General features: G+C 62.6%; 26 protein-coding genes. 8 read left to right on the forward strand and 18 right to left on the reverse strand.

Features of this window, described 5'->3' with window-relative positions; genetic code table 11:
* Positions 1-52 precede the first annotated feature (52 nt).
* Positions 53-544, forward strand: a complete 492-nt coding sequence (locus CW354_RS22540) for a GNAT family N-acetyltransferase (protein WP_165793908.1) — start codon at positions 53-55, stop codon at positions 542-544.
* The gene (gene solA, locus CW354_RS22545; protein WP_104832349.1) at positions 541-1,680 is read left to right on the forward strand and encodes an N-methyl-L-tryptophan oxidase; all 1,140 of its coding nucleotides are present in this window, start codon (positions 541-543) and stop codon (positions 1,678-1,680) included. The genes CW354_RS22540 and solA overlap by 4 nt, the downstream gene beginning before the upstream one ends.
* Here the strand turns inward: solA and pdhA are convergent.
* The 6 genes from pdhA to rpmF form a co-directional block, all read right to left on the reverse strand.
* Entirely contained in the window at positions 1,671-2,663 is a 993-nt protein-coding gene (gene pdhA, locus CW354_RS22550) for a pyruvate dehydrogenase (acetyl-transferring) E1 component subunit alpha (protein ID WP_104832350.1), read from the reverse strand. The two genes, solA and pdhA, sit on opposite strands and share 10 nt — an antisense overlap.
* A 96-nt stretch (positions 2,664-2,759) precedes the next feature.
* Positions 2,760-3,092, reverse strand: a complete 333-nt coding sequence (locus CW354_RS22555) for an FtsB family cell division protein (protein WP_133162417.1) — start codon at positions 3,090-3,092, stop codon at positions 2,760-2,762.
* A 250-nt stretch (positions 3,093-3,342) separates the two neighbouring features.
* Positions 3,343-3,816, reverse strand: coding sequence for a GNAT family N-acetyltransferase (locus CW354_RS22560; protein WP_104832352.1), 474 nt, complete (start codon positions 3,814-3,816; stop codon positions 3,343-3,345).
* A 7-nt stretch (positions 3,817-3,823) separates the two neighbouring features.
* Positions 3,824-5,101: a phosphopyruvate hydratase gene (eno, locus tag CW354_RS22565; RefSeq protein ID WP_104832353.1), complete on the reverse strand. Its 1,278-nt coding sequence runs from the start codon at positions 5,099-5,101 to the stop codon at positions 3,824-3,826.
* Positions 5,102-5,191: 90 nt separating this feature from the next.
* The gene (locus tag CW354_RS22570) at positions 5,192-6,031 is read right to left on the reverse strand and encodes a hypothetical protein (RefSeq protein WP_104832354.1); all 840 of its coding nucleotides are present in this window, start codon (positions 6,029-6,031) and stop codon (positions 5,192-5,194) included.
* Between the two features lie 118 nt (positions 6,032-6,149).
* Positions 6,150-6,332: a 50S ribosomal protein L32 gene (rpmF, locus tag CW354_RS22575; protein ID WP_104832421.1), complete on the reverse strand. Its 183-nt coding sequence runs from the start codon at positions 6,330-6,332 to the stop codon at positions 6,150-6,152.
* Positions 6,333-6,719: 387 nt separating this feature from the next.
* Here rpmF and CW354_RS23245 point away from each other — a divergent pair, with 387 nt between their 5' ends.
* Positions 6,720-7,022, forward strand: coding sequence for a hypothetical protein (locus tag CW354_RS23245; protein WP_133162418.1), 303 nt, complete (start codon positions 6,720-6,722; stop codon positions 7,020-7,022).
* A 14-nt stretch (positions 7,023-7,036) separates the two neighbouring features.
* On the opposite strand, the gene CW354_RS22585 is transcribed toward CW354_RS23245, so the two are convergent.
* From CW354_RS22585 to CW354_RS22620, 8 genes are all read right to left on the reverse strand, one after another.
* Positions 7,037-7,321 carry a hypothetical protein gene (locus CW354_RS22585; RefSeq protein ID WP_207764959.1) on the reverse strand — a complete coding sequence of 95 codons (285 nt, stop codon included), beginning with the start codon at positions 7,319-7,321 and terminating at the stop codon, positions 7,037-7,039.
* A gap of 221 nt (positions 7,322-7,542) precedes the next feature.
* Positions 7,543-7,968: a hypothetical protein gene (locus tag CW354_RS22590; RefSeq protein WP_133162419.1), complete on the reverse strand. Its 426-nt coding sequence runs from the start codon at positions 7,966-7,968 to the stop codon at positions 7,543-7,545.
* A gap of 16 nt (positions 7,969-7,984) precedes the next feature.
* Positions 7,985-8,398, reverse strand: a complete 414-nt coding sequence (locus CW354_RS22595; protein ID WP_133162420.1) for a DUF6491 family protein — start codon at positions 8,396-8,398, stop codon at positions 7,985-7,987.
* 166 nt (positions 8,399-8,564) lie between these two features.
* Complete coding sequence (gene cysK / locus CW354_RS22600; protein ID WP_104832358.1) at positions 8,565-9,608, reverse strand: cysteine synthase A; 1,044 nt, start codon at positions 9,606-9,608, stop codon at positions 8,565-8,567.
* Positions 9,609-9,743: 135 nt separating this feature from the next.
* Positions 9,744-11,159 carry a M20/M25/M40 family metallo-hydrolase gene (locus tag CW354_RS22605; RefSeq protein WP_104832359.1) on the reverse strand — a complete coding sequence of 472 codons (1,416 nt, stop codon included), beginning with the start codon at positions 11,157-11,159 and terminating at the stop codon, positions 9,744-9,746.
* Positions 11,160-11,285: 126 nt separating this feature from the next.
* Positions 11,286-12,791 carry an Asp-tRNA(Asn)/Glu-tRNA(Gln) amidotransferase subunit GatB gene (gene gatB / locus CW354_RS22610; RefSeq protein WP_104832360.1) on the reverse strand — a complete coding sequence of 502 codons (1,506 nt, stop codon included), beginning with the start codon at positions 12,789-12,791 and terminating at the stop codon, positions 11,286-11,288.
* A gap of 39 nt (positions 12,792-12,830) precedes the next feature.
* Positions 12,831-13,322 carry a hypothetical protein gene (locus CW354_RS22615; RefSeq protein ID WP_104832361.1) on the reverse strand — a complete coding sequence of 164 codons (492 nt, stop codon included), beginning with the start codon at positions 13,320-13,322 and terminating at the stop codon, positions 12,831-12,833.
* Positions 13,319-14,080, reverse strand: coding sequence for an alpha/beta fold hydrolase (locus CW354_RS22620; RefSeq protein ID WP_104832362.1), 762 nt, complete (start codon positions 14,078-14,080; stop codon positions 13,319-13,321). Before CW354_RS22620 ends, CW354_RS22615 begins: the two co-directional genes overlap by 4 nt.
* 95 nt (positions 14,081-14,175) lie before the next feature.
* Here CW354_RS22620 and CW354_RS22625 point away from each other — a divergent pair, with 95 nt between their 5' ends.
* Positions 14,176-15,090, forward strand: a complete 915-nt coding sequence (locus tag CW354_RS22625; RefSeq protein ID WP_133162421.1) for a fatty acid desaturase family protein — start codon at positions 14,176-14,178, stop codon at positions 15,088-15,090.
* Positions 15,091-15,094: 4 nt separating this feature from the next.
* Here CW354_RS22625 and gatA read toward each other — a convergent pair whose 3' ends face one another.
* The 3 genes from gatA to CW354_RS22640 all read right to left on the reverse strand — a co-directional run bounded on the left by gatA (position 15,095) and on the right by CW354_RS22640 (position 18,417).
* Complete coding sequence (gatA, locus tag CW354_RS22630) at positions 15,095-16,576, reverse strand: Asp-tRNA(Asn)/Glu-tRNA(Gln) amidotransferase subunit GatA (protein ID WP_104832364.1); 1,482 nt, start codon at positions 16,574-16,576, stop codon at positions 15,095-15,097.
* A gap of 173 nt (positions 16,577-16,749) precedes the next feature.
* Positions 16,750-17,049 (reverse strand): Asp-tRNA(Asn)/Glu-tRNA(Gln) amidotransferase subunit GatC, encoded by a 300-nt coding sequence (gatC, locus tag CW354_RS22635; RefSeq protein ID WP_104832365.1) that lies wholly within the window; start codon positions 17,047-17,049, stop codon positions 16,750-16,752.
* Between the two features lie 39 nt (positions 17,050-17,088).
* Positions 17,089-18,417 carry a hypothetical protein gene (locus CW354_RS22640; protein WP_104832366.1) on the reverse strand — a complete coding sequence of 443 codons (1,329 nt, stop codon included), beginning with the start codon at positions 18,415-18,417 and terminating at the stop codon, positions 17,089-17,091.
* Between the two features lie 145 nt (positions 18,418-18,562).
* On the opposite strand from CW354_RS22640, the gene ruvX reads away from it, so the two are divergent.
* Positions 18,563-19,057 (forward strand): Holliday junction resolvase RuvX, encoded by a 495-nt coding sequence (gene ruvX / locus CW354_RS22645; protein WP_104832367.1) that lies wholly within the window; start codon positions 18,563-18,565, stop codon positions 19,055-19,057.
* Here the strand turns inward: ruvX and CW354_RS22650 are convergent.
* Positions 19,032-19,343, reverse strand: coding sequence for a hypothetical protein (locus CW354_RS22650; protein WP_104832368.1), 312 nt, complete (start codon positions 19,341-19,343; stop codon positions 19,032-19,034). The two genes, ruvX and CW354_RS22650, sit on opposite strands and share 26 nt — an antisense overlap.
* A 118-nt stretch (positions 19,344-19,461) precedes the next feature.
* On the opposite strand from CW354_RS22650, the gene CW354_RS22655 reads away from it, so the two are divergent.
* The 3 genes from CW354_RS22655 to dprA all read left to right on the forward strand — a co-directional run bounded on the left by CW354_RS22655 (position 19,462) and on the right by dprA (position 22,290).
* A complete protein-coding gene (locus CW354_RS22655; RefSeq protein WP_104832369.1) occupies positions 19,462-20,421 on the forward strand; it encodes an aspartate carbamoyltransferase catalytic subunit in 960 nt (319 codons plus the stop codon).
* 164 nt (positions 20,422-20,585) lie between these two features.
* On the forward strand, positions 20,586-21,185 hold the full coding sequence (gene plsY, locus CW354_RS22660; protein ID WP_104832370.1) for a glycerol-3-phosphate 1-O-acyltransferase PlsY: 600 nt from the start codon (positions 20,586-20,588) through the stop codon (positions 21,183-21,185).
* Complete coding sequence (gene dprA, locus CW354_RS22665) at positions 21,178-22,290, forward strand: DNA-processing protein DprA (RefSeq protein WP_104832371.1); 1,113 nt, start codon at positions 21,178-21,180, stop codon at positions 22,288-22,290. The genes plsY and dprA overlap by 8 nt, the downstream gene beginning before the upstream one ends.
* Positions 22,291-22,423: the final 133 nt, after the last annotated feature.

Consider the following 22,423-nt stretch of genomic DNA (forward strand, 5'->3'; position numbering starts at 1 on the left):
GGGTTGTCGCGGGCGCTTCAGCCCTGATAATGGCGTTGCGAGGAACATGGCCATGACCAGCGACATCATCATCAGAACCGATTTGAAACCCGGCGATCTCGGCCGCATCATTACGCTTCACGGCGAGGGTTATGGCCGTGAGGAAGGCCATTTCGGCCTCGCCTTCGAAGCCTTTGTGGCGCGCACCGTGGCGGATTTCGTCATCGACAACGGCGCGAAGGGCCGCGTCTGGCTGGCCGAGCGGGACGGCCGGCTGGTCGGCTGCACGGCCATGGTCGACCGCGGCGGCAAGGGCCAACTGCGCTGGGTGCTGGTGTCCCCGGAAGCGCGCGGAACAGGCCTTGGCAAGAAGCTCGTCAACGCGGCGATCGACTACGCCGCCAGCGAGGGCTGGAGCGAGATCACGCTGGAAACGACGACCGGACTGCCCGCGTCCATGGACCTCTATTTGCGCCTCGGTTTCGACGTGGTCAGCGAGGAAGAAACCGAACTCTGGAACCCCCATGCGCAAAAGCTGATTCACATGCGAAAGCCGCTCCCGTGAGCGGGGGCCCGCATTGCGCCGTCGTCGGCGCCGGGATCATGGGCGCGGCGGCGGCCTATGCGCTGGCGCGGCGCGGCGCGCGCGTCACGCTGTTCGAACAATTTCCCTTCGGCCATGACCGCGGCTCTTCTCACGGCGCCACACGGCTTTTCCGCACCGCCTATTTCGAACATCCCGACTATGTGCCGCTGTTAAAACGCGCCGCCATGTTGTGGCGTGAATTGGAAGAAGAAGCCCACGAAACCCTGTTCGAGATGACAGGCGTCTTCATGGCGGGCCGGGCCGACTCCGGGCTCATCGCCGGCACGAGCCTCGCCGCCGAACAGCACGGGCTTCATCTGCATCGCCTGTCGCGCGCTGAAGCCAGGAAACGGTTTTTCTGGTTCGCGCTCGACGACGATATGGAGGCGATGATCGAACCCGATGCGGGTTTCGTTTACGCCGACCGCGCCCGCGCCGCCTATCTCAAGGCCGCGAGCGCCCATGACGCTGAACTGCACGAAAATTCCCCCGTCTCCGGCTGGACGGCGAAGGGCGGGCAAATTGAACTCGAGGCCGGAGGCGAAAGGCATTGCTTCGATCGGCTTGTGCTCGCCCCGGGGGCTTTCGCTGGCGAGTTCGTAAAACTGGGGCGCAAGTTTCTTCAGCCGCTGCGCAAAAGCCTCTTCTGGACGTCGCCTGGCGAAGACCGCTTCACCCTCGCCAACGGCTTTCTCCCCTACGCCATAGAAGAGGCGGACGGACGTTTTCGCTACGGTTTTCCGGCGGTCGATGCGGACGGGGTGAAGATCGGCGAACATACTGGCGGCGCGCCAGTCGCCGATCCGCTCGACCAGGCGCCGGACGCCGCCGCCGAAGCGCGCCGCGACATGGAGGCGTTCCTGAAACGCCGCATCCCGGGCGTGTCTTCAACGATCATTAAAGAACAAAGCTGTCTTTACGCCATGAGCCCGGACGGGCATTTCATCATCGACCGCCATCCGGAAAGCGAGCATGTGGTTCTCGCCATGGGCCATTCCGGACACGGATTTAAATTCGCGCCACTCATCGGCGAAGCCCTCGCCGACCTCGCCCTAAAAGGCGAGACCATGCGCGAATTCGATTTCCTGAAGCTCGCCCGCTTCGATCAGGCGTAAATATCCGTAAAGAGCTGATCGGCGGCGGGCTCGGGGCTTTCGAGGGCGAAATCCGCCGCGCCTTTGACGATCGCCTTGATCTCCTTGTCGATCCCTTTCAACTGATCTTCGTCGGAGAAGCCGTTTTCGGAAAGCCGCTGTTCGCAGCGCTTGATCGGGTCCGAAGTTTCGCGAATGTGGTCGACTTCCTCGCGGGTCCGGTATTTCGCCGGGTCCGACATGGAATGGCCGCGATAGCGATAGGTCTTCATTTCAAGGACGTAAGGCCCCTCGCCCTTGCGCGCATGCTCCACCGCCTGGCGGCCCGCCTCGCGCACCGCGACGACATCCATGCCGTCGACTTCCATGCCCGGAATGCCGAAGGCCGCGCCGCGGCGGTAAAGATGGGTGTCGGAATGAGAGCGCTTGACGCTGGTGCCCATGGCGTACTGGTTGTTCTCGATGATGAAGACCACCGGCAGCTTCCACAGCTGCGCCATATTCATGGCTTCGAAAATCTGCCCCTGGTTCGAGGCGCCGTCGCCGAAATAGGTCAGGCTGACCGAGTCATTCTCGCGGTAGCGATTGGCGAAACCGAGGCCGACGCCAAGCGGCACCGAGGCGCCGACAATGCCGTGCCCGCCATAGAACTCCTTTTCCTTGGAGAACATGTGCATGGAGCCGCCCTTGCCCTTGGAATAGCCGCCTTCGCGGCCCGTGAGCTCGGCCATGACGCCTTTCGGGTCCATGCCGCAGGCGAGCATATGGCCGTGATCGCGATAGCCGGTGATGGTCTGGTCGCCGTCTTTCTTCACCGCCTCCATGCCGACCACCACGGCCTCCTGGCCGATATAGAGGTGGCAGAAGCCGCCGATATGGCCCATGCCGTAAAGCTGGCCCGCGCGCTCCTCGAAGCGGCGAATGAGCAGCATGTCGCGATAATATTTGAGCAGCTCTTCCGTCGTGGCGGAAAGGTTGGTTTTGGCGCTCGCGTCGTCAGCCATCGATTTGATCTCCCGAATGCGGCCCATGTCATACGCGGGACGGCCCGCCCGAACAAGCAGGCTGCGGGCAATAGAGACCTTGAAAAGGCGAAAACCCTAGCGTTTTTCCTCGCTTAGGAGCCTGTCGAGCTCGCGCCGGGGGATCACCACGTCGCCCTCCCGGCTATAGCCGAGAACCGCCCGGATGCGCTCGTCGAGGATGTCGGGGTCGAGGGATTTCGGGTTCAGGAGATCGGCCCGCTGTTCAAGCTCCAGGCGGCGCGCGCGCAAGGCGTCGAGCTCCGCGGTTTTCACCTCCGCTTCGTCCTGAAGCTGGCTCAGGGCCCGGTAGCCGGTGTCGCTCGCCGTCGCGCCCCAGACGAGAATGCCCGTCAGACACATCACGAGCGCCGGAAACGCAATGTCGAGAAGAAAACGGATACGCAACATGGAAGCTCGTTCTTTTTTGTTGCGTTTTAAAAGAATCAAACTTGGTTAACGATTCGTTAAGCCGATTCGCTTTTCCGCTTCCGCGCTGAATAGAGCTTTTTCATTCGCCGTCGATTCACGACTTCATCCTTCGAGACGCAAAAATCCTTCATCCTGAGGAGCGCCGCTCATGCGGCGCGTCTCGAAGGACATGAAGGATTTCCGCTCCTCAGGATGAAGGCTTGGCGATCCGCCTGGGCTTCAAAACGCCCTAAAGATCGAGCGCCAGGGCCTGATCGCAGCGGCGCTCGACCTCGTTCCGCGCGGACGGGGCAAAGCCGAATTTCCCGTAAAGCCCCAGCGCCTCTTCCAGCACATTGTTGGTCTGAAGCTCGATGCGCGTGAAGCCGAGCGCGCGGGCGCGCGCAATGGCGTGAGTGAGGAGGAGCTTGCCCATCCCCTTCCCTCGGGCGCCGGGCTTTAAATACATCTTGCGCAGCTCGACCGCGCCCTCGCTCCCCTCGCCATCCAGCGGCCAAAGCCCCACTGTGCCGATGATGTCGCCTTCCGGCGTCTCGATGACGTCGAACATCCCGCCGGCGTAAAAGCCTTCGAGATCGTCGAGGTCGCTGTCGGTCGTTTTCGGCGCCGGCTCGAGCCCGTATTCGTCGAGCACGGCGAAGATCAGGGCGCGGACTTTACCGCAGTCCGCATTGGTCGCCGGACGGATGACAGGCGCGTTCATCGGCCCCTCACGACGCGCGCAGCATGGCGGCGCCGGCGTAAACCGCGGTGTCGTCAAGCTCCTGCTCGATCCTGAGAAGCTGGTTGTATTTCGCCAGCCGGTCGGAACGCGCCAGCGAGCCGGTCTTGATCTGGCCGCAATTGGTCGCGACGGCGAGATCGGCGATGGTCGCGTCCTCTGTCTCGCCGGAGCGGTGCGACATCACCGCTGTGTAGCGCGCGCGATGGGCCGTATCGACGGCCGCCAGCGTTTCGGTGAGCGTGCCGATCTGGTTGACCTTGACGAGGATCGAATTGGCGCAGCCTTTTGCTATCCCGGTGCGCAGGCGTTTCTCATTGGTCACGAAAAGATCGTCGCCCACGAGCTGGCATTTCTCGCCCGTCAGATCGGTGAGCGCCTTCCAGCCGTCCCAGTCGTCTTCGGCCATGCCGTCCTCGATGGAGACAATCGGATAGCGCGAGACGAGATCGGCGAGATATTTCGCCATGCCCTCGCTGTCGAGCGACTTGCCCTCGCCTTCGAGCTCGTATTTGCCGTTCTTGTAAAACTCCGTGGACGCCGCATCGAGAGCGATGAAAACGTCCTCGGCCGGACGGTAGCCGGCTTTTTCAACGGCGCTCATGATGAAGCCGAGCGCCTCGTCGGTGGATTTCAAATTCGGCGCGAAACCGCCCTCGTCGCCGACATTGGTGTTGTGCCCGGCGTCTTTCAAACCTTTCTTCAGCGCGTGAAAGACTTCCGCGCCCATGCGCAGCGCCTCGGAGAAATTCTCGGCGCCAAGCGGCATGATCATGAATTCCTGAATGTCGATAGGATTGTCAGCATGTTCACCGCCATTGATGATGTTCATCATCGGCGCCGGCAGGACGCGCGCAGAGACGCCGCCCACATAGCGGTAAAGCGGCAGCGCCGAAGCTTCGGCGGCGGCCTTGGCGACGGCGAGCGAGACGCCGAGAATTGCGTTGGCGCCGAGGCGGGATTTGTTCTCCGTCCCGTCGAGCCCGATCAGGGTCTCGTCGATCAGGGTCTGTTCTTCCGCCTCGAAGCCCGAGAGCGCATCGAAGATCTCGCCGTTCACCGCGTCCACAGCCTGCAACACGCCCTTGCCGCCATAGCGCTCGCCGCCGTCGCGCAGCTCATGGGCTTCATGGGCGCCGGTGGAGGCGCCGGACGGCACGGCGGCCCGCCCCAAGGAGCCGTCTTCGAGCGTGACATCCACTTCGACGGTGGGATTGCCCCGGCTGTCGAGGATCTCGCGGGCGAAAATATCGGCGATGGCGGTCATGAAAAAGGCTCCGGTTTGTTTCCGGAGCCTCTATAGCCCGACAGGGAATGAGTGCAACGGGCTGGCGCCCTCAAGCGCCCCTATCCGGCGCTATTGCTCGTCATAGCGCCGGTCCGGCCGCCGGCTGGGCGGGCGCTGACGCGGTTCGGCGCCGCTTTGGCGCTGCCGCTGGCGCGGGGCCGCGCGGCGAGGCGGCGGAGAGGAAGACGGCTGCGCCGAGGACGGCGGCGCCGATTTGGGCGCGCTTTTGGGCGGCGGGCTCGAGGCCGGCGGCGTCGCCCGCCGGGGCGCCGCGCGACGCGTCGGCCGGGATTGGGGCCGGGATTGGCTTCGCTGTTGCGGACGAGTGTCCTGGTAGCGGCGCTGGCGCGGGGTCAGGCGGGGCGTCGGATCGTTCGGCGCAGCGCGCGGCGGCTTCCGGTCTTTGCCGCGATAGTCGCGGCGATCCCTGTCGCGGTCGTGACGGCGGTCGCGGTCATGGTCCCGGTCATAGCGGTCACGATCGCGATGACGGCGATTGTAATCGCGCCGGCGGCGGTCGCGGTCATAATCATGGCGGCGCTTGTGGCGGCGGTCATAATCGCGATAGCCGCCCCAATAGGTGAAGTCGAAGTAATAGCCGCTGGAAGGCCCCCAGGCGCCGTAGCGCCCGTACCATGGCCAGGACGGGGCGTAATAATAGCTGCTGGAATAACTCGAACTATAGGAGGAATAGCTGTCATAGGCGTTCGCGAAACACTGGTTCGCCTCGCTGTCGCAATCCGCATGGCAGGCGCTGTAGTGCACCGCGTCGGCGGCGAAGTCCTCGCAATAGCGGTAACAGGCGCCGGCCTGCTCGTCGCAGGCGTCGAAGGCGGATTGATACGGATAAGTCGTGCAGCCGGCGAGCACGAACAACGCCAGCCCGAAAGCAGCTTTGTAAAGCTTCATCCCCGAGAGTCCCTTATCTGGGCCCCGCACCCGGGAGTCAGCATAAAGCCGGCCTGCGCAAATGCAAACGCCGCCCAAACCGGGCGGCGCGCAAATAGGAGGCGAATAAAGCCGGCAATTAGTCTTCTTTAGGCTCGAGCACCTGACGGCCGCGATATTTGCCGGTTTTCAGATCGATATGGTGCGGACGGCGCAATTCGCCGGAGTCCTGATCCTCGATATAGCTCGCCTGGCCGAGCTTGTCGTGGCTGCGGCGCATGCCCCGCTTGGCGGAGGTGACTTTTCTCTTCGGGACGGCCATGGAAACCTCTAAATCGTCAATCGCTGTCGCGCGCCGGATCGGCGGAGCCTCGGGGCCCGCCCGGCGCAAACGCTGGAATGGGAAGCCCGGTCGTCTAAGCCAGGACGCCCGGCTTGGCAAGGCCATCTTGCGCCCGGGGCCGGTTTTTTTCCCCAGATTAACCAGAATCCTGCGATTTGCGAGTTTCCCTCAAGGCGCTGGAAAGCGGAACGCCTTATGCTGGGCCCATATCGGCTCTGTCATCCTTGGGGGGATTTTTCATTGCGCGCTCTTTTCCTGTTCTCGTCGGCCTTCGCCCTGGCGTGCGCCTGTGCATGTAACGCGCAGGCTGAGGACCGGCCCCGCCATGACGTCCGCGCGACGGCGCCCCAAAGCGGCGGCCTTTTCGTGGATTTGATGGCGGCCGATTTTTACGAAACGAGCCTCAGGCTTTCCCAGGCGCAGCGCATCGAGGCGCAAACCGCGCGGCGCTATCTGACGCTGGATGCGGCCGGGCGCGCCCGGTTCCGGGCGGCGCGCAAACGGCAATGGCGGGAAATGAGCGAGGCCGAGCGGCAAGCGCTCAGAGGGGCCAAACGCCCGCGTTTCGATAATCTCGACGAAACGCAAAAACAGACTTTCCGGCGGATCGCAGCCGAAACGCTGGGCGCCGGATCCGGACCTGCATCGCAGTCCCGGGACGACATCTAACCTTCCGCAGGTCTTTAAGCGTTTGGACGGGCGCGATGCGTCGCGAGATATTCGCGCGCCAGCCTTTGCGCTTCGGCGATCTCTTCCGGCGTCATTTCGTTGGCGAGCTCGGCGCGATAGGCGCGCGCTTCGAGATTGCCCTGCATGGCCGCGAGATTGAACCATTTATGCGCATTGATCAGATCGAACGCGCCTTCCTCTCCGCCCGTCGAAGCCGCAAGGCCGAGACGGTACATTTCTGAGTCACTCAAGAACGGCTCGGCCGCTTCGAGCGCTTCCACACCCATGGCGATTGTCATTGTTGACGCCCCTTCATTATTTGCACGCCCGCCCGCTTCCCGTGCGAACGGATTAACCATGAGAAGGATGAAAGAGCTGAGGCTAAAATCCCGTTAATAACGAATTAGCGATTTGTTTACGTCCTGGAAAGATTGCGTTAAGATTTCAGAAAATCTGTATACAAACAAAAGCGCCGGACTTTCGCCCGGCGCTTTTGTTTCTTGCGATGAAGCTTTGCGCCTTACGGCTGGTCGGTCTCGGAAATTTCATTCAGCTTTTCAAAATCTCCGAGGCTGCAAGAACCCAGAGGATTGCCGAAACTATCCATGACCCGGATGATGTCGCCGCGGCACATCCTGCCGATGACGGCGTCATGGACATACCGCTCCTCGCGTGCAAGGCCGATGCATCTGCCGTTGAGCTCATTGAGATAGACCTCGCCGCCCGCCTCAACCAGCATGGCGTAATCGTCGATCACGTCGGTGTCGCGCACGCTGCGCAGGGACAGGCAGGACACCGTCTCGCCTGTCTTTTCATATTTCGACAGAATGTCTTCGTCCTTGTTCGGCCGCGCGAACGCACTTGCAAAAACGCCCGCGGCGATCAAAGCGGCCGCACAAACGGCGCCGCCACGCGCTGCGCGCGAGACCGGGCGTGTCGGTTTCATATGCCGGGCGCCCACGCTAGTTTTCTTCCGCTGGGGCGTCTTCCAGCTTTTCAAATTCATTGAGGCCGCAGGAGCCCGTCGTCATGTCGGTCATGTTGTCGACGACCGTGACGATCTGACCGCTGCAGAGCTGATTAATCGACGTTTTATACTGGATGTAGTTGCCGGTCCGACTTGCGCCCGAACAGCGGTTTGAAAGCGAGTTGAGATAATGGTCGCCGTTCCTGGTCTCAATCAGGAAATGATAATCGTCGATGGCGTCGATCGAGCGGATCTGGGTGAGACTGAGGCAAGACCGCATCTCGCCGGTCTGCTTGAACGCCGAAAGGCGCTCCGCCGCTTTCTCAGATAGCTCCGGTTTTGACGCGGCTGTCGCACAGCCGGCGCCGGCAAGCGCAATCATGCCCGCCAACAGCAAATTCTTTTTCATAACTTCCTCCGTGCGCCCAGCCCGGGGACGCTGACGCGGGGGCGCGCCTTGCGTCAGGGCGTATATAAGCCATATTTCCGGAACACGCGAAATGATCGAAATCAATTTCGCGCGAGGACGACTCTTCCGCCCTCGACGGGCTTTGCCAGCGCTTCCGGATCGGGCTCTAGTCGGAAAGCTGATAGCCCGGCGTCGAGCGTGAAATTTCGACCTCTTCGGCGTCCATATCCGCAGCGACATCTGCAAACAGCGGCGTTGAGAGATAACGCTCGCCGGTGTCGGGCAGCATGGCGAGAATGGTCGTTCCCTTGGGCGCCGATTTCGCCACTTCCATAGCGCCGCAGAAGGTCGACCCGCCGGAAATGCCGGTGAAAATCCCTTCGCGCTGGGCGAGCGCCTGTGACCATTTCATGCCTTCGGCCGGCGGCGTCTTCACGATCTGATCAATGACGCCGGCCTCCACCGCTTCGGAGGTGATTCTCGGAATGAAATCCGGCGACCAGCCCTGGATCGGATGCGGCGTCCAGGCGGGGTGCGAGGTTTTCGGGCTGCCGTCGGCATTGCGCTCCTGCGGGGCGCCGCTCGCCAGCATCGCCGCATCCGGCGGTTCGCACACGACGATCTTGGTGTCGGGGCTTTCTTTTTTGAGAACCCGGGAGACGCCCGTCAGCGTGCCGCCAGTGCCGAAGCCGGTCACCCAATAATCGAGCTTTTCGCCCTTGAACGCATCCACGATTTCGCGGCCCGTCGTGCGCTCATGCATGTCGGGATTGGCTTCGTTCTCGAACTGGCGCGTCAAGAACCAGCCGTTCTTGTCGGCGAGCTCTTTCGCCTTTTCCACCATGCCGGTGCCTTTTTGCGCCGCCGGGGTCAGGATCACTTTCGCGCCGAGAAAGCGCATCAGCTTGCGCCGCTCCACGGAGAAACTTTCCGCCATGGTGACGACCAGCGGATAGCCCTTTGCGGCGCAGACCATGGCGAGGCCGATGCCGGTGTTGCCGCTCGTCGCTTCGACGACGGTCTGGCCCGGTTTCAAATCCCCGGACTTTTCCGCCGCTTCGATGACGCCAAGCGCCAGGCGGTCTTTCACCGAGCTCAAGGGATTGAAATATTCGCATTTAACGAAAAGGTTCACCCCTTCCGGCGCAAGACGGTTGATGCGGATGACGGGCGTATCGCCGACCGTGCCCAGTATGCTGTCGTATTTCATGGCGTTCTCTCCAGAGTTCGGCCGCGGTTTTACGCCTTCACAGCCCTGCCTTCAATGCGCGGGACCGTCTGGAGCAAGCAGCATTTCTAAAGCGGTTTCGACTATTTCTCTTAGGCGACGCGGCCGCAGCCCAAGTTACTCGCCTGTCCCGCCAGCCAGCTCTTTCAAAATGACGCTCCAGTGATCGAGCCCGCCATAGAATGCGTCGACGGCGAGCCGTTCATTCAGCCCGTGGGCGTACATGTCGCTGGGCTTCGACCAGGCGCCGGAGATGGCGACGGTGTCATAGCCTTTTGTTCTGTAATGCATGCCGTCAGTGCCGCCGGATTCCATGTAAGGGATCACCGGCGCGTCGACGCCGCGCGCCGCGAGCGAGGCTTCAATGGCCGCCAGCACGTCCGGGCGCAATTTCGATTCAGGGCTTTCCGTGACGTCGGTGATCAGTTCGAACTGAACCGCGTCGTTATCGACGACGTCTTTCAGGGTTTCTTCCGTCGCCTTGGCGCCGACGCCGGGGAATATCCGGCAATTGACGGTCGCCGTCGCCGATTGCGGCAGCGCATTTTCCGCATGACCGGCGCGCAGCATGGTGGCGATGCAGGTCGTGCCGGTCGTCCCGACGGTTTCCGGATCGGCGCGCAATGTTTTGACGGCCTTCTTGTTTTTCGGGTTGTCGGCGAAGGCGATCATCGCGTCGCCGAGCTCGCCCGGCGTCACGGCGCCCGCCGCCTTGAAATAGGCGCGGGTCAAATCGGAGTAGCGCACCGGAAATTCATACGCCTCGATTTTTTCAAGCGCGTGCGCGAGCTCGTAGATGGCGTTGTCGGCGCGCGGACGGGAGGAATGCCCGCCTGGATTGGTGATCGTCAGTTCGAAGGTCGCGAATGTTTTTTCCGCGCCCTGCACGCCGTAAAAGATGGGCGAGCCGTCCGGCGCCAGAACGCCGCCGCCGGCGTCGCTGTTTAAAACAAACGCCGGATCGATATTTTCGGCCACATACTCCGCCTGCGCCCGGGTCGAGATCATGCCGGTCTCTTCGTCGCCGGAAAAGACGAGCACGAGATCGCGGTTCGGCGTCCAGCCTTCTTCTTTGAGCCGAATAAAGGTCTGGGTCAGATTTGTAACGCCGTATTTGTTGTCCATCGTGCCGCGGCCGAAAAAGTATCCGTCTTCCTCGATCAGCGTGAAGGGCGGGCGCTCCCAGTCCTTAGCCAGCGCATCGACCACATCCATGTGACCGAGCAAAACGATTGGCTTCTTCGCCGGCTCGCCATCGGCGCGGTAATAAACCATGAGCCCTTGGGTGTGTTCGCCGTCGCTGTCGTAATCCGTGACCTCAATGTCGCTGTCGGCGAAACCGGCGTCTTTCAACTCGCCTGCAAGATACTCGACCATGGCCGGCACCTGTTCCTGCCCCCTGGCGGTGCGGAAGGAGATCACCTTTTCATAGATGTCGCGCGCTTGCTGCTCGTCGGCGGTGAGGTCGCGCGCGAAAGCCGGCGCGGCGACGGCGCACATGGCGGACGCCGCAATAAGAGTACGAAAGATCATGGATAGCCCCTCTTGAAAATGCAGCGGCCAGGGCCGCTCTAGGGAGCTAGCTTATCGGAATTCGCCCAAAGCGCGACAGGCAAGATCGGCGCAGGGTTCTTCGCACCCGCACAACGGTTTGAAGCCTCACTCGACGCCGAGCTTTTTCTTCAAAATCTCGTTCACGGCTTGCGGATTGGCCTTGCCCTGCGAGGCCTTCATCACCTGGCCGACGAACCAGCCCATGGTCTTGGGCTTTTCCTTGACCTTTTCGGCCTGCTCCGGATTGGCGGCGATGATCTCGTCGACGATCTTTTCGATGGCGCCGGTGTCGGTCACCTGTTTGAGGCCGCGCTTTTCGACGATGTCGGCGGGCGAACCGGTTTCCTCGCCCTCGAACATCAGCGCGAACACGTCCTTGGCGATCTTGCCGGAGATGGTGCCGTCCTTGATGAGGGAGATGAGCTCGCCGAGCTGTGCGGCGGAGACAGGGCTCGTCTCGATGTCTTTGTCCGCCTTGTTGAGCGCGCCGAAAAGCTCGCCCGTCACCCAGTTGGAGGCGAGCTTGCCGTCGCCGCATTTCGCTACTTCCTCGAAGTAAGCGGCGCTCGCCTTGTCGGCGGCGAGAACGGAGGCGTCGTAAGCGGAAAGCCCGTATTCGTTGATGAAGCGGTGCTTTTTGGCGTCGGGAAGTTCGGGCAGGCCCGCCTTGATCTCGTCGACCCAGGCCTGATCGAATTCCAGCGGCAGAAGATCCGGGTCCGGAAAATAGCGATAATCATGCGCGTCTTCTTTCGAACGCATGGTGCGGGTCGTCCCCGACTTCACGTCGAAGAGGCGCGTTTCCTGATCGATCTCGCCGCCGCCTTCGAGCACTTCGATCTGGCGGCGCGCTTCATAATCGATCACCTGTTTCACATAGCGGATCGAGTTGACATTCTTGGTTTCCGTGCGCGTGCCGAGATGGCTGAAATCGCCGGTCTCTTTGAACTTCTCGTAACTGCCCGCGCGGCAAACGGAGACGTTGACGTCGGCGCGCATGGAGCCTTCCTCCATATTCCCGTCACACGTTCCCAGATAGCGCACGATGGAGCGCAGCTTGGTGAAATAGGCAGCGCCCTCCTCCGCCGTGCGCATGTGGGGCTTCGAGACGATCTCCATCAGCGCCACGCCGGACCGGTTCAAATCGACGTAGGATTCCTTCGGCGCAAGATCGTGGATCGACTTGCCGGCGTCCTGCTCGAGATGCAGCCGCTCGATGCCGACCGTGATGGTCTCGCCGGGCTCGACCTCGACCTCGACCTCGCCCTCCCCGACAATCGGGTCTTTATATTGCGAGATCTGATAGCCCTGCGGCAGGTCGGGATAGAAATAGTTCTTCCGGTCAAAACGCGACCAGGTGTTGATCTTGGCGTTGAGGCCGAGCCCGGTGCGGATCGCCTGTTCGACGCAGTATTTGTTGATGACCGGGAGCATGCCCGGCATGGCGGCGTCGACAAGCGAGACATTCTCGTTCGGCCCCGCGCCATATTCGGCCGAGGCGCCCGAGAACAGTTTCGATTTCGAGCTCACCTGCGCATGGACCTCAAGGCCCACCACGACCTCCCAGTCGCCCGTCGTCCCTTGCAGCAGTTTTGTCGGCTCCGCGCCCATCCTGATACTTCCCTTATTTCGAACTCGTCTCGCCCGTCTCTATCTTACATCGCTCCCCGGGCGCCAAGCCCCCGGCTCCAAGTCCCGGCGCGCCCGGATCGTTCCTGCGGCCAGCGCGAGGCCCAGAAGCAACCAGTTGGCAGTCTCGGCCCGCGCCGGATCGAGCAGCCGGGAGGCTTCCGTTGCGGCGAAGAGAAACCACAGATACCAGACGATTAAGGGCGGCATGAGGGTCGGCCCTTTTTCGCCCGGCATATAGACGGCCACAGCGACGCAGACCCATGCCGCGACGCCAAGCCATAACAGCGCTGTAACGGGCGTCATTTCCGGCGGCTCGCCCAGAGCATAAAAATAAAAGGCCACGACGCAGAGATGGACCCCATGTGCGGCATAGAAAACGGCGTATAAAAAGCGTTTCAGCGCGCGTTCTTTCGATTGCGTTTCTGCGACGAACGCGATGCAGAAAACCACCAGCGAAAGACGCGCCGTCAGCCGCACGATCTCAGCAATCTGCTCGATATCTCCGCTCACCGCGCCTCCGACCGCTCGATCACCCGCTCGATCGCCTTATGGAGGCGGCGGGGATATTGCAGCTCCAGATAATGGGTGCCGGCGGGGACGATCTCCATCTCGCCCTTGCCGTCCGGCAGCGCGTCCATGAGCTTTCTGGCATTGGACTTCGGCACGACGGCGTCGAAATCCCCGTGCACGACCTCCACCGGCGCGGTAATGCCGGAGAGCCGGTCAAGCAGCGGGCCGATCTGCGTGCGCCGCCCGGCAACTTCCTTGCGGACTTTCAGCCAGCGGTTCGGGACATATTGCTCGATCCCCTCCACATCGCCGAGCTTTTCGATCTGCAGGGCGTAGTCATGGGGCTCCTCGATGAGCGCCGCCACGGTGACGACGCCCTTCACCGCCTCAGGGAAATCGAGCGCGGTTTTGAGCGCCAGCTCGCCGCCATAGGAGACGCCGAGCGTCACGATCTTCTTGTCGCCGAAATCGCCGCCCCCGCATGATTTCGGCAGGAAGGGCCGCGCCGCCGCCACCTGGTCGTCGAAATCGGTATAGACTTGGGGCTGGCGCCGTCCGAAGCCGGGCCGCGACAGAACGACCATGTCGAGCCCCGGCGGCGCTGTCAGCAAAAACCGGGTGAAGAGAAGCTTGTTGCAGGGCGTGCCCGGAAAGACGATGACCCGCCACTCGCCCTCTCCCGCCCGGTGAAACGCGTCGTTTTCCAGCGGCTCGGGCAAAGGCGCGACATAGCTGATCTCTTTAAAATCGCCGAACATGACGCGTGAGCCCCTTGATCTCGCTCAAATTGTTTCGATCTAAAATTATGCTACACTGATAAGTGTCCGGAAAGAGCCGGAACAGGAGAGATTGCGTGTCCGTTGAAGAGGTTCAATCCCTGAGGGATATGAAAATCCTCGCCGCTACTGAAACCAAGGGGTTCCAGTGGCCGACGCTCGTCTTTTCGCTGCTCGTCATCTCCATGACCGTTCTCGGCATCGCGCTCGGCGCCATGGGCGTCGTTCCGCTCTGGGGCGCGATGATCTGGAACGCCTTCTGGATGGCGCAGGGCTACACCGCCGCCCATGAATGCGCCCACCACAATATCAACGGCCGTCACCGCAAACTGCGCTGGCTGAACGATGTTTTCGGCGTCGCCGGCTTTTCCTTCACGCTGCATTCCTACACCGTGCATCGCCATGTTCACCGGCTTCACCACGCGCACACCAACGATCCCGAGCGCGACACCGACGCGTGGGTCTCCGACGCGCCGAACCTTCCGATGGCGATCCTGAGAGCGCTCGGCTTTTACTTTTACACCAACTATTTCGTCTTCAAGATTTATCCGCTGGTTCAGGACAAGCGGAAATTTCTGATCCGCGCGGTTCTGGAAACGGCGGTCCCTTTCGCGATCATCATCACGCTGTCGCTCATGGGCTATTGGCGCGAAGTCCTGATGCTGTCGGTCATTCCGACGATCCTGACCTTCGCCCTTGTCAGCTTCTGCATTGACTGGCTGCCGCACCATTATGAAGGCGATCACAGCGATCCGATGAAACAGACTTTTATCGTGGTGCCGTCAAAAGGCTTGCGCGGCTGGCTGATGAAATGGGCGTATAATTTTCACAATTACCACCTGATCCATCATCTCGTCCCGGGCATTCCCTGGTATGCGCTGGAGCGCGTCTTCGGAAAGTCGGAGAGATTCCTGCAAGACGCCGGCGCGCGGATTTATTATCCCGGCGATGAAAAAGCCGCCCTCCCCGCCGGCTCAGGCGCGCACGCTTAACCCCTCAAGCCCACCATTCATTCGGACGCTTGTTCGCCCCGGCCGCCTGTTCGAGTGCGAAGAGCCCCTTGAACATGGTCTCTTCGTCAAAAGGCTTGGCCAGAAGCTGCAGGCCCAGCGGCAGGCCCTGCCGGTCATAGCCGGCGGGCACCGAGGCGCCAGGAAGCCCCGCGAGGTTCGCGGTGACGGTGAAAACGTCGTTCAGATACATCTGCACCGGATCGTTCGTCTTTTCCCCGAGCCCAAAGGCCGCCGACGGCGCCGACGGGGTGAGGATCAGATCGACCTTGGAGAAGGCGTCGGTGAACTCGTCGAAGATGCGTTTGCGCACTTTCTGCGCGCGCAGATAATAGGCGTCATAGTAACCGGCGGAGAGAACGTACGTGCCGATGAGGATGCGGCGCTTCACCTCGTCGCCGAAGCCTTCCGCGCGCGTCTCCTCATACATCGAGGTGATGTCGGTGTATTCCTTGGCGCGCAGACCGTATTTGACCCCGTCATAGCGCGCGAGGTTGGAAGAAGCTTCCGCCGGCGCGACAATATAATAGACGGGCAACGCGTATTTGGTCATCGGGAGCGAGATGTCGACGATCTCGCAGCCGGCATCCTTCATCCATTCGATGCCTTGCGCCCATAATTTTTCGATCTCGTCCGGCATGCCGTCGACGCGATATTCCTTCGGCACGCCGATCTTGAGGCCTTTCAGGGACTGGCCGAGAACAGCTTCGTAATCGGGCACCGGCCGGTCGACGGAAGTGGAATCCTTCGGGTCGTGCCCCGCCATGGACTTCAGCATGATCGCTGCATCGCGCACGTCCTGCGCGATCGGTCCCGCCTGATCGAGCGAGGACGCAAAGGCGACGACGCCCCAGCGCGAGACGCGCCCGTAAGTCGGTTTGACGCCGACGGTGTTGGTGAGCGAGGCCGGCTGGCGGATCGAGCCGCCCGTGTCCGTCGCCGTCGCCGCAGCGCAGAGCCTTGCGGCCACCGACGCCGACGACCCGCCGGAGGAACCGCCGGGCGTCAAATCCGTATTGCCGCCGTCTTCGCGCCGCCATGGATTGACGACATTGCCGTAAAAACTCGTCTCGTTGGACGAGCCCATGGCGAACTCGTCCATATTGAGCTTGCCGAGCATGACGCCGCCGTCGCGCCAGAGCTGGCTCGTCACGGTCGATTCATAACGCGGCTTGAAACCGTCGAGAATGTGCGAGCCGGCGGTCGTCAGCACGTCTTCGGTGCAGAACAGATCCTTGATGCCAAGCGGCACGCCTTCGATGGGCCCGCCCTCGCCTTTCGCAAGCTTCGCATCGGAGGCTTTCGCCATGTCGCGGGCCTTGTCCGCCGTGACGGTGACATAGGCGTTCAGCGCCTTCGCCTTTTCGATGCGCGTAAGATAGGCGTCCGTCGCTTCGAGCGAGGAGACGTCTTTCGCTTTTAAAGCATCGCGCAATTGGGCGAGCGTGAGATCGGCGGGGTTGGTCATCTATCTTTCCAAATGTCCGTAACACTCACCTCTCCCCCTCGGGGAGAGGTCGAAATCTATGATTTCGGGTGAGGGGGAAGAAACGCAGCTATCGCGTTCAACGATCAACATCCCTTCCCCCTCACCCTAACCCTCTCCCAAAAGGGGAGAGGGAACTTAACCGCGCCAAACGGCTACTCCACCACCTTCGGCACGACGAAAAAGTGGTCTTCGGTCTTCGGCGCATTGGCGACGACGTTTTCCGGCTGGCCGCCGCCCGTGGGCCCGTCCTGCAACACGTCCTCGCGCATGGGGAGCTTCACGTCGACGGCCGAGGCCATGGCCTCGACGCCCTCGATGTCGACCTCGTTCAACTGCTCGATCCAGCCGAGAATGCCGGAGAGCTCCTTGGCCAGCGGCTCGAGGCGCTGTTCCGGCTCGGCGATGCGCGCGAGCTTTGCGACCTTGCGCACGGTCTCCTTATCGATGGACATGAGGCTCTCTTTGACTGTCTGAAGCAGCCAATGGACCTATCAACGCCCCCGCTCCCGCGCAAGTGCGCCGGCGGCGGCGAAAAGCCCGTCGATCTCCCTCTCGGGCCGGGCCAGCGGCTTGCGGGCGAAATCCCTGACGGCGCCGGCGAAGTCCGGATCACCGGTGCGCTCGGCGACGAGGTCGTAAAACATGTCCTCCGAATAGCCCTCCGGCCCCGCCCGGTCGATGAAAGCCCGCCAGAAATCGGCGGTCGAGGCCCCCTCGGCCCGGGCCACCGCCGAGGCGATCACATGACCGCAGGCATAGAGGGCGCGGTAATAGCCCTTGGCCCGCGCGCCGTTGAGCGTCGTTCCCTTGTCGAGCTCCCGGGCGCAGTCGGTCCGGGCGGTCCGTTCATCCGCTTCGAAGGCCGCCGCGTCCCATTCCCCGAGCGCTGCCAAAATCTCCGCCGCGATGGCGTCGGCGGCGCCTTCATGGATCCATTCCGGGGGTTTCGAGGCGCCCGGCCGGGCCGCCGCCTGCCACAGATGCACCGCCTCATGCACGGTCGACTGGAGGAAGACGCCCCGCGCCTGATCGTTCGGCTTCGCCCAGACGCCGCCTTCCAGCATGATCTGGAACTGCGCCGGCAGGGCGTCGCCGGCATAGCTCAATTGCGCCGGTTTTCCCGGCACGGCGGCGAGGAAGAGATTGGGCTTCGTCTCCGGCGCCGCGCCGAACATCGCCGACAGTTTTTCAAAGCTCTCCGGCACGAGGCGCTTGAACTCTTCCACAATCCAGCCCGGCGTTTGCGGGTCGATCACCGCCATGACGGCGCCGGTCTCGATGGGCTCAAGCGGTCCCAGATAAACGAAGGCAGGATGCGCCATGGGGCTTTGCCAGTCGTGGAGCGCCATGGCGTTGTCCCCGAACGCCACCGCATGGCCGCCCGGCGCCGGCGTCAGGTCGAAAACGACATCGGCGCGCGCTTGGGCTTTGGTCAGCGGCCAGAAATGCCCCGTATAGACAAGGACGCCGCCCTCGCCATAAGGCGCCACGGGCTGATATTCCTTGGGCAGACGACCCTGCGCCGGATGCGCCGTCAGGACCAGCGTCTTGAACCGCGCGCCGTCGCGCCGGGCGATGACCTCCGCACCGTCCTTTTTGCGGATTTCAAAGCCGGGCGGCAGGTCCCACCGCGCGGCGCGATAATCCCCTTCGATTTCATGGAAGGCGATGCCGGGCTGCGCGCGGCGCAGCTCATAGACGACCTCGAGCACGGCGCCCGGCCTCTGCGTGATTGCGATGCGCGCTTCCGGCCCCACCTCTCTGGCGCAGGCGGCGAGCAAGGCGGCGCAAAGGCTGAGAAGAAATAAAAAACGCATCATCGACAAAATACTATCCGATCATTCCCGCGAAGGCGGGAATCCATCCCTGTCGGTCAAGCATTTCCGAATCCCCGCCTGCGCGGGGAAGGCTTCACTATGCCAGTTCCCATCGACCGGACTTGACCCAACCTGTTACCATCCGACCATGAAAGAGTCATTCGTAGAGCAGGCCGCAGCCTTCGGGGCGGCGGGCGCGCTTTTCGGCCTCGATATCGGCGAAAAGACCATCGGCGTCGCGGTCTGCGACCCGTCCCGCATGGTTGCGACCCCGGTGGAGACCATCCGGCGCAAGAAATTCACCCCGGACGCCGAACGGCTTGCGGCCCTCGCCGCCGAGCGCAACATCGTCGGCATCGTCCTGGGGCTGCCCCTCAATATGGACGGGACGGAAGGCCCAAGCGCCCAGCGCGCGCGCGCCTTCGCCCGCAACCTGCCGAAAGTGCTCGACCTGCCCGTCGCCTTCTGGGACGAGCGGCTTTCCACCGCCGCCATGGAGCGCGCGCTTGTCGGGCTCGATGCAAGCCGGGCGAAACGCGCGGACAAGATCGACGAAATGGCCGCGGCCTACATCCTTCAGGGCGCCATCGACAGGCTGCGCGGGCTTATGGCCGACTCTAATTCTGGGGCATCGGGTTCTTGACGAGCTCCGGAATAAGCTCGCGGCCGAAATAGTTCGAGAACCAGGCGACGGCGAGCGCCATGACGATAATCAGCACCCATTGCACGAAGACGGCGAAGCCGCCTTTCGGCTGCGGCGCGACATTCTGGTTTATGGGATCGATCAGGGAAACGGCCGTCAACAGCGCCAGCACCAGCGCCCCCGGCAGCACCCACCAGAGCGGGCCCTTGATCACGCCGGAATAGACTTCGAGCAAGACGACGGCGAAGGCCGTCAATACGGATAAGATCCTGACGCCGAACAACATGGCTCCCCTCCCTTGAGGTTTGGCGGCCCCCTTTATCCTTAATAGACGACCCGCCGGGCCAAATCCACTCTCAGGCCCATTGCCGACTCGCCGCGGCGGGAGTAAAGCTCCGGCTTTAATGACAAACGCCGAACGCCCCGCGCCGCCGAAAGGCGGCTTCACCGCGCGCCGCCTGATCTCCATCGACGATCTGACGGACGCCGATATCCGCTATCTGCTGAAACTCTCGGAGTTTTACGCCGGCTTCCTGCGCCGCGCCGCGCCGGCCCCGCGGCGGCTGGCGGGCAAGACCCAGATCAATCTCTTTTTCGAGGATTCGACCCGCACCAATCTTTCCTTCGATCTTGCGGGCCGCAAGCTCGGCGCCGACGTCATCAATGTCCCCGTCGCCGCCTCTTCCGTGCACAAGGGCGAGACGGCCGTCGACACAGCGCAGACCATGGCGGCCATGGGCGCCCATGTGATGATCGTGCGCGCCAAGGAAGAAGAGCTGCACTACGAACTCGACGACGTCCTGCCCTGCCCCGTTGTCAATGGCGGCGCCGGCAAGCGCGAACACCCGACCCAGGCGCTTTTGGACGCCGCCGCCGTGCGCTCCGAATTCGGCACGCTCGAGGGGCTGACCATCGCCATTTGCGGCGACATCAAGCATTCCCGCGTCGCCGGCTCCGATGCGCGGCTCTTCCAGCGCCTCAACGCCGAGGTGCGCTTTGTCGGCCCGAAACATCTGATGCCGCCGGACGATCAGTTCACGGACATTCCCCGCTTCGACAACCTAAAAGACGGTCTTGAGGGCGCCGACGTCGCCATGGCGCTCCGCATGCAGTTCGAACGCATGGAAGGCGACGGCAAACAACTGGCGCAGGGCTTCTTCGACGAATTCGGCCTCACGCACGAGACCCTGAAGCTCGCCAAGCCGGGCGCGCGGGTCATGCATCCGGGCCCCATGAACCGGGGCGTCGAGATCTGCGGCAAGCTCGCCGACGACGAAGATCTGTCGCTGATCCTCAGGCAGGTTTTTTACGGCGTCGCCATGCGCATGGCCTGCCTCGACGCTTTGTTGACGCGCGAGGAGTAGCGCCCCCATCCTTCACGTCTCCCCTTCGGAGAGAGGTCGGATTTTCAAAGAAAATCCGCGTGAGGGGGAAGAAATATCAAGAGCGATAGGATAGACATATCCCCCTCACCCTAGCCCTCTCCCCAACGGGGAGAGGGAATAGCTTCGTAGTTTGGGCCGCTCCGATGACCATCCTTCTCCCCCTCGTTCTCGGCTATCTGTTTGGCTCGATCCCCTTCGGGCTCGTGATCACGAGGGCCGCAGGGCTCGGCGACATCCGCGCCATCGGCTCCGGCAATATCGGCGCAACCAACGTATTGCGCACAGGCCGGAAAGACCTTGCGTTGGCGACGCTCATTCTCGACGGCGGCAAGGGCGCGATTGCGGTGATCATCGCTTACGGCCTCGGCTGGCGTCCGGAAGTCGCCGGCGCGGCGGCGTTTCTCGGCCATTGCTATCCGGTCTGGCTCGGCTTCAAGGGCGGCAAGGGCGTCGCCACCTTTATCGGCACGGTGTTCGCACTGCATTTCCCGGCGGGGATTTTCGCGGGCGCGACCTGGCTCGCCGTCGCTTTTATCGGACGATATTCTTCCCTCTCCGCGCTCTTCGCCGCATCGGCGACGCCCTTCGTCATGTTCGCCATGGGCAAGCCGTTCTATGCGCTGGCTGCGCTCTTCATGACGCTCCTGATCTTCATCCGTCACAGAACCAATATCGCGCGCCTTCTTTCCGGCGAGGAGCCGAAGATCGGCGCGGACAAGAAAACGGCGGAAGCCGGTGCTTGACGCGGAGCGCCTAGACTGGCTGCAGCTCATCCGCACCCAGACTATCGGGCCGGTCACTTTCCACCGCCTCCTCTCCAAATACAAAACCGCCGCAGAGGCGCTGAAGGCTCTGCCCGAGCTGTCGCGCAAATCGGGCCGCGCCGCGCCGTTGAAGCCGGCGGATCGCGGCGCCTGCGAGCGCGAACTGAAAGAAGCGGAAAAACACGGCGCGCGCCTCATCGCGGCCTGCGAAGAGGATTATCCGGCGGCGCTGAAAGCCGTCCCCGATCATCCGCCGCTGATTTATCTGCGCGGACATGCGAGCCTCTTCGACAAGCCGGCGGTCGCGATCATCGGCGCGCGCAACGCGTCCGGCGTCGGGCGCAAGATCGCGCGCAATCTCGCCGGCGATCTCGGAAGCGCGGGCTATGCCGTCGTCTCCGGCCTCGCCCGCGGCATTGACGGCGCGGCCCATGACGCCGCGCTCAAGACCGGGACCATCGCCGTGGTCGCCGGGGGCGTCGACGTCGTCTATCCGCCCGAACATGAAACGCTGACGGCCCGCATCGCCCATGAAGGCGCGGTCGTTTCCGAATGCGCCATGGGCGCGCAGCCGACGGCCCGGGACTTTCCGAAAAGGAACCGCCTCATCTCCGGGCTGTCTCAGGGCGTTGTCGTGGTGGAGGCGGCGGCGCGCTCCGGCACGCTCATCACCGCCAATTTCGCGGCCGATCAGGGGCGCGAAGTGTTCGCGGTGCCGGGCTCGCCCCTTGACCCGCGCTGTCAGGGCGCGAACCGGCTGATCCGCGACGGGGCGATGCTGGTGGAGACGGCGCAGGACATTATCGACGGGCTGGCGCAGAGAACGCGCGGCGTCGCGGCCGGCGGGCGCGATCTTTTCGACTGGACGGATGGGGATGGCATGGGCGAGCCCGATGCGGCGGCGCTGGCCTCTCTGCGCCGTCAGATTCTGGAGATTTTAAGCTTCACCCCGATCCACCGGGATGAAATCCTGCGCGAGGCGGACGCCCCGCCGGGGCTTGTGGCCGACATTCTCCTCGATCTCGTCCTTTCCGGCGAGGCGAGCGAGCATGAAGGCGGGAGATTTTCGCTTAGAGCCGAGTGAGAAACACCCCCGTCCCCCGAAAGGAGAAAGATCAGACGTTCGTTTATGCGAACCGATACGCTTCCGGTTCTACTCTGTAAGAATCAGAGCCTTAGAGGCATCGGGCCTGTCGCAGGCGAACATCTGTCCATCC

The sequence above is a fragment of the Hyphococcus luteus genome, assembly GCF_002943565.1.
Lineage (GTDB): Bacteria > Pseudomonadota > Alphaproteobacteria > Caulobacterales > Parvularculaceae > Hyphococcus > Hyphococcus luteus.

Excerpts from the sequence above, each read along its gene's own strand:
- CW354_RS22540 (WP_165793908.1), top strand. The coding sequence starts at position 53 with ATGACCAGCGACATCATCATCAGAACCGATTTGAAACCCGGCGATCTC.
- pdhA (WP_104832350.1), bottom strand. The coding sequence starts at position 2,663 with ATGGCTGACGACGCGAGCGCCAAAACCAACCTTTCCGCCACGACGGAA.
- CW354_RS22555 (WP_133162417.1), bottom strand. The coding sequence starts at position 3,092 with ATGTTGCGTATCCGTTTTCTTCTCGACATTGCGTTTCCGGCGCTCGTG.
- CW354_RS22560 (WP_104832352.1), bottom strand. The coding sequence starts at position 3,816 with ATGAACGCGCCTGTCATCCGTCCGGCGACCAATGCGGACTGCGGTAAA.
- eno (WP_104832353.1), bottom strand. The coding sequence starts at position 5,101 with ATGACCGCCATCGCCGATATTTTCGCCCGCGAGATCCTCGACAGCCGG.
- CW354_RS22570 (WP_104832354.1), bottom strand. The coding sequence starts at position 6,031 with ATGAAGCTTTACAAAGCTGCTTTCGGGCTGGCGTTGTTCGTGCTCGCC.
- rpmF (WP_104832421.1), bottom strand. The coding sequence starts at position 6,332 with ATGGCCGTCCCGAAGAGAAAAGTCACCTCCGCCAAGCGGGGCATGCGC.
- CW354_RS22585 (WP_207764959.1), bottom strand. The coding sequence starts at position 7,321 with ATGACAATCGCCATGGGTGTGGAAGCGCTCGAAGCGGCCGAGCCGTTC.
- CW354_RS22590 (WP_133162419.1), bottom strand. The coding sequence starts at position 7,968 with ATGAAACCGACACGCCCGGTCTCGCGCGCAGCGCGTGGCGGCGCCGTT.
- CW354_RS22595 (WP_133162420.1), bottom strand. The coding sequence starts at position 8,398 with ATGAAAAAGAATTTGCTGTTGGCGGGCATGATTGCGCTTGCCGGCGCC.
- cysK (WP_104832358.1), bottom strand. The coding sequence starts at position 9,608 with ATGAAATACGACAGCATACTGGGCACGGTCGGCGATACGCCCGTCATC.
- CW354_RS22605 (WP_104832359.1), bottom strand. The coding sequence starts at position 11,159 with ATGATCTTTCGTACTCTTATTGCGGCGTCCGCCATGTGCGCCGTCGCC.
- gatB (WP_104832360.1), bottom strand. The coding sequence starts at position 12,791 with ATGGGCGCGGAGCCGACAAAACTGCTGCAAGGGACGACGGGCGACTGG.
- CW354_RS22620 (WP_104832362.1), bottom strand. The coding sequence starts at position 14,080 with ATGTTCGGCGATTTTAAAGAGATCAGCTATGTCGCGCCTTTGCCCGAG.
- gatA (WP_104832364.1), bottom strand. The coding sequence starts at position 16,576 with ATGACCAACCCCGCCGATCTCACGCTCGCCCAATTGCGCGATGCTTTA.
- gatC (WP_104832365.1), bottom strand. The coding sequence starts at position 17,049 with ATGTCCATCGATAAGGAGACCGTGCGCAAGGTCGCAAAGCTCGCGCGC.
- CW354_RS22640 (WP_104832366.1), bottom strand. The coding sequence starts at position 18,417 with ATGATGCGTTTTTTATTTCTTCTCAGCCTTTGCGCCGCCTTGCTCGCC.
- ruvX (WP_104832367.1), top strand. The coding sequence starts at position 18,563 with ATGAAAGAGTCATTCGTAGAGCAGGCCGCAGCCTTCGGGGCGGCGGGC.
- CW354_RS22650 (WP_104832368.1), bottom strand. The coding sequence starts at position 19,343 with ATGTTGTTCGGCGTCAGGATCTTATCCGTATTGACGGCCTTCGCCGTC.
- CW354_RS22655 (WP_104832369.1), top strand. The coding sequence starts at position 19,462 with ATGACAAACGCCGAACGCCCCGCGCCGCCGAAAGGCGGCTTCACCGCG.
- plsY (WP_104832370.1), top strand. The coding sequence starts at position 20,586 with ATGACCATCCTTCTCCCCCTCGTTCTCGGCTATCTGTTTGGCTCGATC.